Here is a 15,257-nt window from a genome sequence, read left to right as displayed (position 1 = left end):
TTTATATGAAAGGAGTGATAGAATTTGAATAAATATCTAAAAATGATAGGGTTTTACTTAGTGATTTTGCTGATCATTATCGTGGCGGTTACTTTTTTAAATCCAATGCAGTCTGATGTTAAAACTTTAACATATAGCGAACTGTTAAGTAATTTAGACCAAAAGCAGGTTTCTGAAATAGAGATTAATCAGTCTTCTGTAAAAGGGAAACTTGCGAATGGTGACAGCTTTGAAGCCATTGTGCCTCAATATCTTATTGATGAACAAATCAGCGATTATATTACAGGAAACCCGGATCAGAACATTGAAAAGAATCCGAATATGAATGTGACGGTTGCAAAACCACAGGATTCCTGGTGGATTTCTTTGATTCCTTCAGCAGTTATTATTATCCTGATGGTTGTTTTCTTTATGATGTTTGCAAATCAGTCTGGCGGAGGCGGAGGAAAGGTTATGTCCTTCGGTAAAAGCAAGGCGAGAATGCACACCGATGCAGACAAGAAGGTCACCTTTGCGAATGTAGCGGGAGCAGATGAAGAAAAAGAAGAGTTGGAAGAAATTGTCGATTTTCTAAAATCTCCGGAGCGTTATAACAAGCTTGGTGCGCGTATTCCAAAGGGGGTTCTCTTAGTGGGCCCTCCAGGTACAGGGAAAACACTGCTCGCGCGCGCGGTTGCAGGTGAAGCGGGTGTTCCGTTTTATATCATTTCCGGTTCGGATTTTGTTGAAATGTTTGTAGGGGTTGGTGCTTCACGAGTAAGAGATCTGTTTGAGACAGCAAAGAAAAGCGCTCCCTGTATCATCTTTATTGATGAGATTGACGCAGTTGGCCGTCACAGAGGTGCAGGCCTTGGTGGTGGACACGATGAGCGTGAACAGACCCTTAACCAATTATTGGTTGAAATGGATGGATTTGGCATTAATGAAGGAATTATTGTTATTGCCGCGACAAACCGTCCGGATATCCTCGACCCCGCTTTACTGCGTCCAGGCCGTTTTGACCGTCAGGTGTTAGTCGGTGTGCCGGATGTTAAAGGGCGTGAGGAAATTCTCAAGGTTCATCAGAAGGATAAACCATTGGATTCTTCTGTCGATTTAGGTGTAATTGCCAAGGGGACACCAGGCTTTACCGGAGCTGACCTTGAAAACTTAATGAATGAGGCAGCCCTGTTGACTGCCCGTAAAAAAGCAAAGGTTATTACGATGGTAGAGCTTGAAGAAGCTATTAAACGCGTTATTGCTGGTCCTGAAAAGAAAAGCAAGGTAGTTGTTGAGTCGGACCAGAAAATCACAGCATACCATGAAGCGGGGCATGCCATTGTTATGGAATATCTCCATAACGGTGAAGAAGTTCATGAAATTTCCATTATTCCGCGTGGCATGGCTGCGGGATATACAATTTCGCTTCCAAGTGATGACAGCCAGCATATGAGTAAAGGGAAGCTGATGGATAAAATTGCTGGTCTGCTTGGTGGACGTGCAGCTGAAAAAGTTGCCCTTGACGATATTTGCACAGGTGCTTCCAACGACATTGAGCGCGCTACCAGCATTGCCAGAAAGATGGTTACAGAATGGGGTATGAGTGAACATCTTGGCCCAATGACCTTTGGTCATGACGATGGCGGCGAAGTATTCTTAGGGAGAGATCTTGGGCGTTCGCGTAATTACAGCGAAGAAGTTGCAGCGGTTATTGATAAGGAAATTCGAAATATTGTCGAGACAGCCTTTGAAAGAGCCTGCTTGATTTTAACCGAGAAAAAGGATAAGCTGGTTGAAATTTCAGAACATCTTCTGGAAGTTAACACCATTACAGGTGAAGAATTCAGAGCGATGTACAGCCGTTTGCCTTTAGATGATGGCAAACCTTTGGACGAAGGTAATATCGGCGATCCGGTACCGGAAGTTTAAAAAGTAAATAAACAGAAAAGCCGTTAGCAATAACGGCTTTTTTCGCTAATAGACGACCAAGAAAAGAAGGGAATAATTAAGATGCAAGAACTTAAAGTTGGTATGGAGCTTAAAAAAGATTATATGGTAACCCGTACTGAAACGGCTCAGACAATGGGGAGTGGAGGGCTTGAGGTCCTGGCAACCCCGATTTTAGTGGCATGGGCTGAAAATGCGGCCTATGAGATGGCAGAGCTGTGCTTGCCCGACGAGCAGACAACAGTTGGGGTCAACATTAATTTAAACCACATTGCAGCCACACCAGTGGGAATGAAGGTGCGCATAAAGGTGGTGCTTACCAATATTGAAAGCAGACGTTTGGATTTTACAGTAGAAGCCTGGGATACCGTTCAAAAGATTGGCGAAGGAACACACCAGCGCTTTGTTGTTCAGAAGATGAAGTTTATGGGGAAAGTTCTCCAGAAAAAAAATCCTAAGTAGACAGAGGTAGAATAGCGCATGATTTTAGTCATTGATGTAGGAAACACAAATACAGAAATCGGGGTCTTTAAAGACGACGAAATCCTCTGCTCCTGGCGATTTGTTTCAAAAACGCCCAGGACCTCTGATGAATATGCAGTAATGTTTCAGGGATTTTTTGAAAATGATCATCTGGATTACCATGAAGTTGAAAGCGTGATAGCAGCTTCTGTAGTCCCCAATATTATGTATTCTCTCAATAATGGGATAAAAAAACTATTTGGCGTTGAGCCTCTTGTGGTGGGTCCAGGGATAAAAACAGGGATGCCCATTCAAACCAGCGATCCGGCAGAAGTGGGCGCAGACCGGATTATCGATGCTGTAGCTGCGTACAATCTATATGGCGGACCAGTCATTGTACTGGATTTTGGAACAGCGACCACCTATGATTATGTCGATAAAAACGGCGCGTTTGTCGCCAAGGTCACTTCACCTGGTATACAGATTTCGGCCGAGGCACTTTTCAGGAATGCCGCTCAGCTTCCCAATATTGCAATTGAAAAACCTGCCTCGATATTGGGGAAGGATACTGTTACCAGCATGCAGGCCGGTTTAGTTTATGGTTATATTGGCCAGGTTGAGTATATTGTCTCAAGGATGATTGAAGAAATAGGGACAAAGGGTATTAAGGTAGTTGCAACAGGAGGCTATGGAAGAATGTTCCATGAGGAGACAAGAGCCATTGATATATTTGATCCTCAGCTTTCATTAAAAGGCCTTAAGATAATTCATGATAAAAACATAAAGACATCCAGAGGAAGATAGATGTTTAAAATAGGAAATATAGAAATAAAGAGTCGTATATTTCTAGCACCGATGGCAGGTTATACTAACCTGCCATTTCGTTTGATTGCTAAGAAATACGGGGCAGGCGCTGTTTTCAGTGAAATGATCAGCGGCAAGGGACTTTATTATAAGGACAAAAAGACAGCGGAGTTAATGCTTACCTGTGATCAGGAAACGCCGGCAGGAATTCAGCTTTTCGGGTCAGAGCCTGAAATATTAAGCGAAGTTGTGGAAAAATATATTAATCCCACCGCATTTGCATTTTTGGATTTTAACGCGGGTTGTCCGGCGCCCAAGATTGTTAAAAATGGCGAAGGTTCAGCATTAATGCGAAACCCAAAACGTCTTGGAGAGATTGTCCGAGCCATAAAAAAAGCAAGTAAAAAGCCTGTTATTATTAAAACACGTATCGGCTGGGATGCTCAGAACGTTAATGTAAGAGAAGTAGCTGAAATTATTGAGGAAGCAGGAGCCGATGCTCATACCATCCACGGCAGAACGCGTGAAGCTTTTTATTCAGGAAAAGCAGACTGGAAAATTATCGGTGAAGTCAAAAAAAACAGCAAAATTCCTATTATTTTAAATGGCGATGTAGACAGTGGTGAAAAGGCTGTCGAGGCCTTTGAAACGATTGGCTGTGATGCTGTGATGGTTGGCCGGGCCTCGGTCGGCAATCCGTTTATTTTTCGTGAAATTAATTATCGGCTTTCTACAGGTGAGACATTGCCGATGCCCACCCCGGAAGAAAGGATTCAGACCGCCATTAAACACGTTGAACTGGTTGATATGATGAAGCGGCCCGAAGCGGCCATTAAGGAAATGCGAAAGCATTTGGCCGCTTATACAAAAGGTCTGAAGAACGCGACCAATCTGAGAAATGAAATTTTTAAGGTATGTACAAAAGAAGAAGTCCTGACACTTTTAAACCAATACATGGAAGAAAATTATGGTTGATAAGCTTTTAAAAGAACAAAATTTGCGGATTATTCCTTTTCGTGAAAAGAAAATTTTTATTGTGGACAATCATCAATATGCTTTGCTGATATGGGCCAGAGAAGCGCTAAAGCGTGGTATTCCCGGCATATTAGTCAGTATTGATTACCATCCTGACACCAATCCCCCTTTTTGGCTGTATGCTTATCAAAAAGCAGTGGCCGTTGATCCGGAAAGAGAAGAAAAACTGTTTTCTTTATTTCAGAAAAAAATTTTGGGAACCATTGATCCGTTGAATTTAAATACTCTGGCTGAAAAGATGCCCTTAATGCGAAATGATGAGCATATCAATGCAGCTATGGAATTGGGGTATCTTATAGATTATCATATGATTAATTGTATGGAAAAACATTGTTATACGACGGGAAATCATTATCTGGTGCCTGAGGAAAAGTTTGGGACATTAAAAAATGAAATGTTTAGTGCAGCAGGATTTGATTTATCATTCTTAAGCAATCAGGCACATCTGTTTCTAATTTTAGATATTGATCTTGATTATTTTATGAGGCAGGAGAATTTTATTGCTTCACCCAGCGAAATGTCTGTTTTTAGAAAACTGCTTAAAAAAGCAGATGTTATCACCTGCGCCCGGTCTGCTACATATTTTGAGCATTTGAAAATGGAAAGTTTTACCATCGAAGAATGTGAGAATAGTCTGATTGCATTGATAAAACAATTCATAGAATAAAACGGAAAACGCTTAAATATTAAATTCTTTTTGTTTTTTCAGACAGATTAAACCAAGTATGCTAAAATAGAGAAAAAGTTCTGAAGGAGCGTTTGTATATAGAATGAAAAATCTTTATGAAGAAGAATGGTTCAGTAGACTCTATGCTGTTATTTGCGTATTGATTCTGTTGGTCGGTTTTGGTATACAGAATCTTTTAGTGTTAATGCTTCCGTTTATTTTAGCTGGGGGATATTTCTTTTTTAAATTTAGAAAAGAGGATGAAAACCGATTTTTGTTTCGGATGCTGATTCTTATGGCGGTTTTGCCCTTTATTTTAGCATTTGTTTTTATTCTCTGTGGCGATATAAGAAATGCCTGGTTCAATGCATATAATGTCAATCAGTGGGTTATGATCTTTACAGGCCTCTTAATTTATGCCGGAACACTGACATTGGCGTTCAGTGCGTTTTATGTTAACAGAGGATATGGCGCTGGAAAAAAGAATGAAAAAGAACCGATTGATGTTGCGAAGCTATCTTTTATTACATTGTATCCCCAAAATGGAAAAAAGGTTGAGAGCCTTCCAATGCCAGGAGATCTAGAGCATCATAAACAGCTGGTAATTCCGATTAATAAAAAAACAGATTGGGTAAAAATTCCGTGCCATCTTAAAAATGAAAGTGATTTGCCTGTTATCAGCATTGGGCTGGAAGCATTAAATGAAGAGATAAAGGGTACAAAGGGCATGGATCATGCGTTACTCATACCTCCGCATAATACGATTGGAATCGACCTGTATATTCCACTGACATCGGCGAAGGATGTTGATATTAAATGTAGTTTTAAAAATGTGCTGGGAGAAAAAACAGCAGGCTTTTTACATTTAGATAAAACAGGTGATGTCTATCATGGAATTTATAATTTGAGGATTGTAGAAGCTTAAATGAAGCACCTCGATGGGGGTGCTTTTATTATTTTAAAATAATTGCGCTTTGAAGAAAATGCAAGTATAATGGAATTAATATAGTCACGAGGAGAAAACCGATGAATTTTATTAAAGAGCAATATTTTCAGGTCGGGAAATTTTTGAGATCAAAAATCCTTTGGATTTTTATTATTCTGTCATTTGTATTTTTAGGGGTCAGTGTCCTGCTTTATTTTGTGTTGCTGGAACATCAGGAAATGGTGGTAGCGCTGTTCAAGCAATTTACAGAAGCTATTTTAAGTAAGGATATATTAGGCGCAGATGGCCGTATTTCATCTGGCGGTCTGTTTTTTAATAATCTCCAGGCTACAACCATATCGATACTGCTGGGCTTTATGCCTTTTTTATTCCTTCCGGTATGGGTTATGCTTGTTAACGCAGGTTCACTGTCCGTTGTTTTTGCAATGATAAAAATGACGGGAGCTGCCTCCGTTGGAAAGATGATTATATTTGGAATTCTACCGCATGGTATTTTTGAGCTAACAGCTCTGTTTTTAGGAATTTCTTTGGGGTTTTATATTTGCAAGACATTGTGTATCATTGTCTGTAAATCCAATTCAGGTATCCGGCTTAAGGATGAGCTTATTAACGTGCTGAGAACTTATTTGCTGATCATTGTTCCACTACTGATTATTGCAGCGCTGATCGAAAGCTACCTTACCCCTTTGTTAATAAATTTTGCCATATAAAAAGATAAAGCAGTGTCCATTGGTGATGGCACTGCTTTTATTTTATTCTTCTTCAGGTAAAATTTGGATTATACCAAGCTTAATGCCCTCAACAACAGCTGAGGAAGCATTTTGAACACCTAGTTTTTTGTAAATATGCTGCATCAGGGTTTCTACGGTTCGTTTGCTGACGGACAGTTTTTCGGAAATTTCACTTCGGTTGAGCCCCTGGCTGACGAATACCAGGGTTTGAATTTCTTTTGGTGACAGGTACCCATGTTTTGGACGGGCAGGTATCTGCTTTTCCTGTTCCAGAGGCTCAGCGTTGACAATTTTTTTCAGAGCAGCGTAGAGCTCTCTGGGGGCAATGCTTTTATTAAAAAAACCGTTCGCCCCTATTTCATTGGCCTGATATTGGTATTCAGCCAAATCAAAGCCTGTTAAAAAAACAATAGGAATTTTAGGATAGCGTTCCTTAACCTGTCGTCCAATGTCCAGACCATTGACGCTGCCAAGATGGATATCCAACATAACCAGGGAAAACACTTCTGTTGCCAAAAAAGGCCACAGAGAGTCAGGAGTTTTCAAAATAGCTACTTCCTCAATATCTTCAAAACGTTCTAAAACAACCTTTAGACTTGTGGCAAAAAGATCGTGATCATCAACTAATAAGAGCTTCATTAAATTTTATCCTCCTGTTTTTTTCTGGGAAAAGTCATTTTGATACAGAAACCCTGATTGAGGGCTCCCTTAGTTTGGAAACTCCCGCCGAGAAAGGTAATTTCCTGTTTTATTTTTACAAGGCCCAGGTGGTTCTGGGCAATGTCTGTAAATGAAAAATGCTCAGTATCAACACCGACGCCGTCATCTTCAATTGTCAGACAAAAATGATTGTTTTCATGACTTTCTATCAGTGATATCCATATATTTTTTGCTTTAGCATGTTTGAACACATTTGTAACCAGCTCCTTCAATATGCGATAGACCATAAATTTTTCATCAATGGTGATGTCGCTATCCTCGGGAAGCTGTAAATCAACGGCAATGGCCTGCCCATAGCTTTGGTTTAATTTGCCAACAAGATTAATCATACTGTCGTCTAATGGTGTAACGGTTAAAAAAGAAGGGTAAAGCTCCAGCATCTGCCGCCGGAGCGACAAACTGATTTTACTTAAAATTTCATCAATGAGATTAAGGGTTTCCTCTGGCCCATCCAAGGTAGAGGAAAGATTTTTTATGCTGAGAACATCCTGTAATATGTCATCGTGTAAATAGGATGAAAGGTTTTTTTTATCTTTTTCTGCCAAATCAAGGCTTTCAAGATAGGCCAAACGTTCAGAGGCAGCAAAGCTGGACAGAATATTATGATTTTGTTTTTCAGACATCCAGATACTGGTCACGAGGATATCCGTGATGGTCTGTGAATAGCTCTGAAGTGTCAGCATTTCTTTTTGGTCAAAGGCAGAGAAAGAAGGGCGGGATAAAATAATGAGTCCAACTTTTTTCTGGAGTCTGACTAAAGGTATGCTGATACAATTTAATTCACGATCAATAAAGAGCTTTGGTGATTCATTAACCAAATTTTCTTTTTTAATACTCGATAAGCTGAAATTTGAGAGACTGCCTTCTTTACTTAAAAAAATCGGATTATTCTCCTCCTTTAGCCAAATAATAGCAATGCCTTCAAAAGCCACTCCTGTTTTAAGAATTTCACTTACAAGAGTCCCTGTTTTTTCAAGCTGGTCATAAGAAAGGAGCTGTTTGGTAATATCTATCTTTTCCTGCTCAAAATTCTGAAGAATTTCTCCAAGTTTTTTTTGGCGATAGAACAAGTAGACGGAAAAGGAGAGGTCATAAAGTATAATAAAGACAAGCATAACATTATTAAAAATAAACAACTCCGTATACTTTGGCTGAAAGATAAAAAATAATGTCAGGTCAATACATAAAAACGAAAAGCATAAAATCCAGAAATTAGTGAAAGGATTTATATTCCATCGATCCCGAATCTGTAAGTTTTGCTTAATTAAAACATGAGTGAAAATAAGCGGCAGGACAAGTAGAAAGTAAAGTGTCCAGTCACCAAAGGATGGAGGGCTAAAAGCTGGCAAAATAAAACGCGGCAAAAAGGTAAGAAGTAAATAGGGCAGAAAGGAGCCCAAAATGCCAAAAACGATCAGCCTTACCGTTTTGGTGATATAGTGAGAATGATAATATCGGTAGTATACATAAAAACAAATGTATAAGGCAGAGAGGACGTTAGTAAAAAACAGAACAGCTTTAGCCAAAATGATATCAGAAATATTCATATAAACAATATAAGTACATGTATCTAAAAATAGTTGAAAAAGGATATAAAGTTTGTATCTTTTCCAAAAACGAGGTTCAGCCAGGCTCAGGAAAAAAATCAGAAGAAAAAATGAAAAATAGAACATTAATAGATCCGCTGCATAAGCATAGTTAAGGTCTGCAAACATCAATAAAATTAGAATCCAATTAATTACAGCGAGTAAAAGAATAAACAAAGCGATGGACAGGTTATTTTTTGTGTTTAATAAACAATAGACAATCAATAAATTTAATATAAAGGTTAAATTGCTGACGATTATCGGAAGGAAAAGCACCTTATAATTTAACAGGCCATAAATATAGATAAGCAGGGACAATATCAAATAGAGTATAATAAACAAGTGTTTTTTATAGGTCATCATAATGAATCCTTTAAATTTAGCTTATATAATGATAAAATTGTTCAATAACGCTTTCAGAATTTGGAAAGGATTTATTTAGGCATCGATAAGACTCCTTTTTACATTGGTTTGAAACATACTGGCAGTACTCAATCGCACCAGAGTCACAAATAAATTTTCGAATATGATCAAAATAGCTGAGATCACTGTGCACAAAATAATTTATAAAGTAACGAAAAATTTTTGGTTCACCATGTCTGGCGGCTTCAAGCCCCTTAATGACTGGAAGCGTTGCTTTTCTATCCCAAAGGTCAGAGCCAGAATCTGAAATGATGTTTGCCAGATCATTTTTTAGCTGATTTGACGCAGCAAAAAAATAGGAAAAAGCAAAAAGATCCTTTTGTTTCTTTTTTGCAGAGATCTGAACAATGGCATATAGAAGATAAACGGAGCGGTCAATACCACTGGTAAAATAATCCATCTCCGAGGAATTCAAGGTCAGCTTATTTTTTATATCCTTTTCCTGCGCGGATAACGATTTTCTGAGCGTATGTGTAAAAAGCTCTTTAGTCTTTAGAGAATCCAGACAATCATAAATTGAGCGAAGGCTGTAGTTTATAAATTTACGTGTAAAGCAGACAGGATCAACAAGTGCATTAAAACTAGGGTTGTCGCCGTCCATCAAATCATCCAGACAATCAGTTGCAATGATAAACGCCTCGATTTTCAAAGCGAAGTCATAATCCTTTTGAACTAATGCTGTGATATCTGTATTTTTTGATATTGCATTTAAATAGAGGCTGAACTCTCCCCAACTAAAAGAGCCTTTTAACTTATTAAAAAATATCTCTTTTAAATAAGAGATATTTTCTTTGATATGAGTATCGTTATCAAATTTCATTATACTAATTCTGTTTTACCAAGAAGCATTTTCCAGATTTAGTTTGAAACTATCGGCAATTTCTTTAAAGGTTTCTGGAGATAATTTTTCTTTCCAGTCATCGAGTTTGGTTTCATTTTTTTTAATTGATTGAACAATATCCCATACGTCATAGTTCATTGTAGCTTCCATTTTTTTCTCCTTTAATTATTAATTTTCGTTACTTATATTATAAAGCTATTTTAAAAAATAAGCAATGAGATTTTGAAACTTGCACTTTTTACGTATATCTTTTTTAAAAAAAATAATATAAAATAAAGATAGGAATTAATATGTATAAAGGGCAATGACATGAAAGAAAGAATGAGGATTGCTTTAAAAGTAGCAATTACAATGTTTTTTTTATTATTGATCAATTTAGCAGCTGATCCACATCAAGTTAGCTATTCATTGATTGTTTTTCTTTTTGTTTTAACAATGGTTGTGATCTTGTTGATTTTATTAATCTATTTTCGGACAAACGGTAACGAGCGAAGAAAAGAGAAATTTTAAAAAAGCGTTTTATGCAGAAAATAAGAATAAGTTTATAAAAATAATGAAATTTGCACTTTTTACGTATATCTTTTTTTTAGAATACAGTGTAAAATATAAAACGTATAGGATTTATTCTCTTACAAGTCCCCTCTCTCCACCATCAATGGTCTCCCAATGTATTGATGGTGGTATTTTTTTAGAAATTTCAAAAATTTTGAAAAGCTCTTGACAGAAAAGAGTGTGGATGTATATTATAGCCAACAAGTAATTTGCATGCAAGATATTTTTATAAAGAAACGTCGAGAGATGGTTTTTTATAACCTATATAGATTGCGTGCTATCTATTTTTGTACAAAATATGTACATCCAAGATTTTTATATAAAATGGATTTTTAGGGCGTTCTAAAATGAACAATTTATTATTTAATGTGGAAAATGAAATTGGTGTGATTACAATTAATCGTCCGAAAGCGCTCAATGCTCTGAACAGTGAAACACTTTCAGAATTAAAATAGCTTGTAGGCAAAATCGAGGAATGTAAAGACATTAAAGCTGTAATCGTAACCGGATCTGGCGAGAAAGCTTTTGTAGCAGGTGCAGATATTGCAGAAATGGTGAATGGTACTCCGGCAGAAGGACGGCAGATGTGTCTGCTGGCCCATAAAGCATTTGCGAAGCTTGAAAATATTCCACAGGTGACACAATCGCAGCGGTTAATGGCTACGCTTTAGGGGGAGGCCATGAATTATCTATGGCCTGCGATATTCGCATTGCGGCTGATAATGCAAAGTTTGCTCAGCCAGAGGTAAATCTTGGAATACTTCCTGGTTTTGGAGGAACTCAGCGTTTACCGAGACTTGTAGGAAAGGGGAGAGCAAAAGAACTGATTTTTACAACAGATCAAATTGATGCACAGGAAGCTTATCGGATTGGCCTGGCAAATAAAGTTGTCCCAAAGGATGAGCTTATGAGCAGCTGCTTGAAAATGGCAGAAAAAATTATCAGCAAAGCAAGCTATGCAGTAGCGCTGGTAAAATCGGCTATAAATACCGGTATGGATGTTGATCTGGCTTCAGGTTGCAGATTTGAATCAGATCTTTTTGATCTGGCATTCTCCACAAATGATAAAAAAGAAGGTATGAGTTCATTTCTGGAAAAAAGAAAAGCTGATTTAAAGGATTTTTAGGGTGATGAAATGAAACATATACCTGTTTTAACACCCAAACAAGCAGCGGATTTGGTTCAAAACAATCAAATCATTGTTACTGGAGGTTTTGTGGGGAGTTGCTGTCCTGAAACACTGACAAAAGAATTGGAAAAATGCTTTTTGGAAACTGGGGATCCTGAAAACCTGACCTTGATTTACGCGGCAGTCCAGTGCAACAGGGATGGCAGTGGTGCGGATCACTTTGCCCATGAGAGAATGGTAAAACGTGTTATCGTCGTTCACTGGAATATGGTTCCTCAGCTTGGAACAATGGTAATTGATAATAAAATAGAAGGTTATAATCTGCTGCAGGGAACCATCTCTCAGCTTTTCAGAGATATTGCGGGAAATCGTGTCGGAACAATTACGCATGTCGGTTTAAATACCTTTGTCGATCCCAGAAATCAGGGGGGAACTAAATGAGATCACCAAAGATGACATTGTCGAGTTGATTGATATTAATGGCCAGGAAAAATTACTTTACAAGGCATTTCCAGTCAATGTTGCTTTTTTAAGAGGAAGCTATGCCGATGAATATGGAAATATTACGGTTGAAAATGAGGTCGCTTCTCTTGGGGGGAACTTCCATTGCTCAAGCGGCTAAAAACAGCGGCGGAAAGGTAGTGGTACAGGTCGAAAAAATTGTATAGGGTGGCAGCCTTGATCCAAGGTTGGTAAAAATTCCCAGAATTTATGTTGACGCTGTCGTTGTTGTGGAAGAAGGGGATCATCAGCAGTGTTTCGGACATTCTTTTGATGCCTCACTGACAGGTACAACACAGTCACCGCCTGATGATACAAAAGCAGACTGTATGTGCACCAAAAAGATTATTGGAAGACGGGCTGCGCTCGAGCTTAGGGAAGACAGTGTAGTTAATCTCGGAATTGGTATACCTGAGTATATTTCTCGTGTCGCAAATGAAGAAGGAATTGACGATTATATGACGTTGACTGTTGAGGCCGGTCCGATTGGCGGTGTTCCACAGGGGGGGGGATCACAGTTTGGCGCAGCACTCAATCCAGAGTGCATTTTGGATCAGGCTTATCAGTTTGAGTTTTATGATGATGGTGGAGTCGACTTGGCATTTTTAGGACTGGCTCAGGCAGATGAAAAAGGAAATATTAACGTTTCCAAATTTGGACCAAGAATTGCAGGGTGTGGTGGATTTATCAATATCACACAAAACGCAAAGAAGGTTTACTTCTGTGGTACTTTTACCGTTGGAGGGCTAAAGACCGAGATTAAAGACGGAAAAATCAAAATTATTCAGGAAGGAAAATCTAAGAAATTCATAACAGAGGTAGAGCAGATTACCTTCAGTGGAGATTATGCTAATAAAACTGGCCAGCCGGTTATGTATATTATTGAGCGCGCTGTTTTCGAACTGAGAAAAGACGGTGTATATCTCATTGAAATTGCCCCGGGGATTGACATGAAAAAAGATGTCCCAGATCAAATAAACTTTGTACCTAAAATGGATGGAGAGCCGGCGCTCATGGATTGGAGGATTTTCCGGGACGAGTTAATGGGAATAAAAGGTAATTAAAAAGTTTTTAAATATTAAAATATATATAAAGGAGTTTTTAAATAGATTTTCAGTTAGATGATAAAAGATTGGCATTACAGAAGGCTGTACGTGAATTTGCGGAAAAAGAATTATTGCCAGGTGTCCGAGAAAGAGATGAGAAAAGTACTTTTCCGGTTGACGCTTATAAAAAAATGGGTGAAATGGGGCTGATTGGCCTTCCTTATCCAAAAGAATACGGCGGACAGGGCGGAGATTATCTTGATTATGCCATTGCCGTTGAAGAAATTGTCAAGGTTGATGGATCGGTTGCTATTTCTTACTCAGTATCAACCTTTCTCTATGGTGGGAGCATATCTAACGCTGCTTCGGAAGCGCAGAAAAGAGAATTTTTACCGCCAGTATTATCGGGACAAAGTTTTGGGGCATTTGGCCTAACAGAACCGAATGCTGGCTCAGATGCCGGCGGATGTATCACCAACGCAGCCAGAGAAGGAGACCACTACATTTTAAATGGTGCTAAGTGTTTTAATACAAATGGGCTTTTGGCAGATTATTTTGCAGTTTATGCTTTAACTCAGCCAAAAAAGAAAGCTAAAGGATTATCCTGTTTCTTAGTTAAAAAAGGTACTACGGGCTTTTCAATTGGCAAAATTGAATATAAAATGGGGATTCGTGCGGCACAGGTGTCTGAGCTCATCTTCGATAACTGTAAAATTCCGGCAGAAAACCTGATGGGTGAAGAAGGACAAGGGTTTAAGGTAGCCATGAAAACCCTTGACGGGGAGGCGTATTGGGGTTGCTGCACAGGGACTGGGGCTAGCAGAAGATGCCTTTGAAATCGCCAGGAAATATTTAATGCAGCGCGAGCAGTTTGGCAAACCATTGTATAAGAACCAGTACCTTGCTTTTAAAATGGTCGAGCTGGAGTGCCAGATTGAGCAGGAGCGACTAATGCTATACAAAGCAGCATTGGATAAATCAGAGGGAAGACCTTATACTTTATCAGCCGCAAAAGCAAAACTACTCTGTACCGATGCCGCAATGCATGTAACCACAGAAGCTGTGCAGATGTTGGGCGGGAATGGGTATATGAAAGACTACCACGTAGAACGTATGATGCGTGACGCTAAAATTACTCAGATTTACGAAGGAACTAATGAAATCCAGAAGCTGGTTATCAGCGGTCAGTTGTTTAGATAATGAATCTTAGGACACTTCATTAATAAAATGCTATACGCCTGATGTAAGAATCCTGTATTACAGACTTTTACGTAGAGCTCCAAAACTCCTGATGGTTTACCAATCAGGAGTTTTTGTGCGAATTCATTTGACAAAAAATAATGGATAAAATATAATTATTTAAAATGTAAATATTTCTGTAACAAAAGAATTAGAATAGAGGATTTTTTATGGAATTACAAGATTGTATAAATTTTTTATTGACGATAGCCCAGCATAATGTTTTTCAATATCTGAGTCAAAAGTTGGCGCCTTATGATATTACGCCCTCTCAGTATGGGGTGTTGAACTGCTTATGGGGCAGGGATTACAATACTCCTAAGCAGATCGCAGATACCTTATGCCTTGAAACTTCGACGATTTCGGGGGTTTTGGACAGAATGCAGAAAAAAGGACTGATTGATCGAATCGTCAATGTAGAGGATCGCAGAGAAGTCCAGGTTATCGCGACGGAAAAAGGAAATCTGCTGGAAGAACCTGTTTTGAAAATTATTGAAGAGGTCAATATTGAGGCGCTGAAGGACTTGAACAGCGAACAGCAGGAACAGCTTAAAACCTATTTGCGGATTATTGCGAATGGAGATTTTAAATAAAAGGTGATTGGGGTTGAAAGCACACAGGCAGTACACTGTGTGCTTTTTTGCTGTAC

General features: G+C 38.7%; 12 protein-coding genes and 3 pseudogenes. 11 read left to right on the top strand and 4 right to left on the bottom strand.

Translation table 11 applies throughout. From position 1 onward, the window contains the following. Positions 1 to 24: 24 nt before the first annotated feature. The 7 genes from ftsH (at position 25) to CPZ25_RS09040 (ending at position 6,550) form a co-directional block, all read left to right on the top strand. Positions 25 to 1,908, top strand: coding sequence for an ATP-dependent zinc metalloprotease FtsH (gene ftsH / locus CPZ25_RS09070; protein WP_013382044.1), 1,884 nt, complete (start codon positions 25 to 27; stop codon positions 1,906 to 1,908). An 81-nt stretch (positions 1,909 to 1,989) separates the two neighbouring features. Beyond that, the gene (locus CPZ25_RS09065) at positions 1,990 to 2,388 is read left to right on the top strand and encodes a thioesterase family protein (RefSeq protein ID WP_038353025.1); all 399 of its coding nucleotides are present in this window, start codon (positions 1,990 to 1,992) and stop codon (positions 2,386 to 2,388) included. Between the two features lie 18 nt (positions 2,389 to 2,406). Then, complete coding sequence (locus CPZ25_RS09060; protein WP_058693585.1) at positions 2,407 to 3,192, top strand: type III pantothenate kinase; 786 nt, start codon at positions 2,407 to 2,409, stop codon at positions 3,190 to 3,192. Then, positions 3,193 to 4,167 carry a tRNA dihydrouridine synthase DusB gene (gene dusB / locus CPZ25_RS09055; RefSeq protein ID WP_074617490.1) on the top strand — a complete coding sequence of 325 codons (975 nt, stop codon included), beginning with the start codon at positions 3,193 to 3,195 and terminating at the stop codon, positions 4,165 to 4,167. Then, on the top strand, positions 4,160 to 4,894 hold the full coding sequence (locus tag CPZ25_RS09050; RefSeq protein WP_096920250.1) for a peptide arginase family protein: 735 nt from the start codon (positions 4,160 to 4,162) through the stop codon (positions 4,892 to 4,894). Before dusB ends, CPZ25_RS09050 begins: the two co-directional genes overlap by 8 nt. A 103-nt stretch (positions 4,895 to 4,997) precedes the next feature. Next, on the top strand, positions 4,998 to 5,819 hold the full coding sequence (locus CPZ25_RS09045; RefSeq protein ID WP_096920249.1) for a hypothetical protein: 822 nt from the start codon (positions 4,998 to 5,000) through the stop codon (positions 5,817 to 5,819). Between the two features lie 101 nt (positions 5,820 to 5,920). After that, positions 5,921 to 6,550, top strand: a complete 630-nt coding sequence (locus tag CPZ25_RS09040; protein ID WP_074617493.1) for a stage II sporulation protein M — start codon at positions 5,921 to 5,923, stop codon at positions 6,548 to 6,550. 42 nt (positions 6,551 to 6,592) lie between these two features. Here CPZ25_RS09040 and CPZ25_RS09035 read toward each other — a convergent pair whose 3' ends face one another. From CPZ25_RS09035 to CPZ25_RS09020, 4 genes are read right to left on the bottom strand one after another with little or no spacing between them, the layout of a single operon-like run. Beyond that, complete coding sequence (locus tag CPZ25_RS09035; RefSeq protein WP_058693590.1) at positions 6,593 to 7,210, bottom strand: response regulator transcription factor; 618 nt, start codon at positions 7,208 to 7,210, stop codon at positions 6,593 to 6,595. Further along, complete coding sequence (locus CPZ25_RS09030; protein WP_096920248.1) at positions 7,210 to 9,240, bottom strand: sensor histidine kinase; 2,031 nt, start codon at positions 9,238 to 9,240, stop codon at positions 7,210 to 7,212. The genes CPZ25_RS09035 and CPZ25_RS09030 overlap by 1 nt, the downstream gene beginning before the upstream one ends. Before the next feature lie 16 nt (positions 9,241 to 9,256). Then, positions 9,257 to 10,120 carry an isoprenoid biosynthesis enzyme family protein gene (locus tag CPZ25_RS09025; RefSeq protein ID WP_058693592.1) on the bottom strand — a complete coding sequence of 288 codons (864 nt, stop codon included), beginning with the start codon at positions 10,118 to 10,120 and terminating at the stop codon, positions 9,257 to 9,259. A gap of 15 nt (positions 10,121 to 10,135) precedes the next feature. Continuing rightward, positions 10,136 to 10,291, bottom strand: coding sequence for a hypothetical protein (locus CPZ25_RS09020; RefSeq protein ID WP_118518637.1), 156 nt, complete (start codon positions 10,289 to 10,291; stop codon positions 10,136 to 10,138). A 749-nt stretch (positions 10,292 to 11,040) separates the two neighbouring features. On the opposite strand from CPZ25_RS09020, the pseudogene CPZ25_RS09015 reads away from it, so the two are divergent. The 4 genes and pseudogenes from CPZ25_RS09015 to CPZ25_RS09000 all read left to right on the top strand — a co-directional run bounded on the left by CPZ25_RS09015 (position 11,041) and on the right by CPZ25_RS09000 (position 15,201). Next, positions 11,041 to 11,819 (top strand): annotated as a pseudogene (locus CPZ25_RS09015) (enoyl-CoA hydratase-related protein). A 9-nt stretch (positions 11,820 to 11,828) separates the two neighbouring features. Next, positions 11,829 to 13,387 (top strand): annotated as a pseudogene (locus CPZ25_RS09010) (acyl CoA:acetate/3-ketoacid CoA transferase). Between the two features lie 41 nt (positions 13,388 to 13,428). Continuing rightward, a pseudogene (locus tag CPZ25_RS09005) lies at positions 13,429 to 14,569 on the top strand (acyl-CoA dehydrogenase family protein). A gap of 209 nt (positions 14,570 to 14,778) precedes the next feature. Continuing rightward, positions 14,779 to 15,201: a MarR family winged helix-turn-helix transcriptional regulator gene (locus CPZ25_RS09000; protein WP_058693593.1), complete on the top strand. Its 423-nt coding sequence runs from the start codon at positions 14,779 to 14,781 to the stop codon at positions 15,199 to 15,201. The last annotated feature ends 56 nt before the right edge of the window (positions 15,202 to 15,257 follow it).

Source organism: Eubacterium maltosivorans, from assembly GCF_002441855.2.
Taxonomy (GTDB): Bacteria; Bacillota; Clostridia; order Eubacteriales; family Eubacteriaceae; genus Eubacterium; species Eubacterium maltosivorans.
The sequence above is the reverse complement of the archived record's forward strand: the minus strand, read 5'-3'. Positions and strand labels throughout refer to the sequence as shown.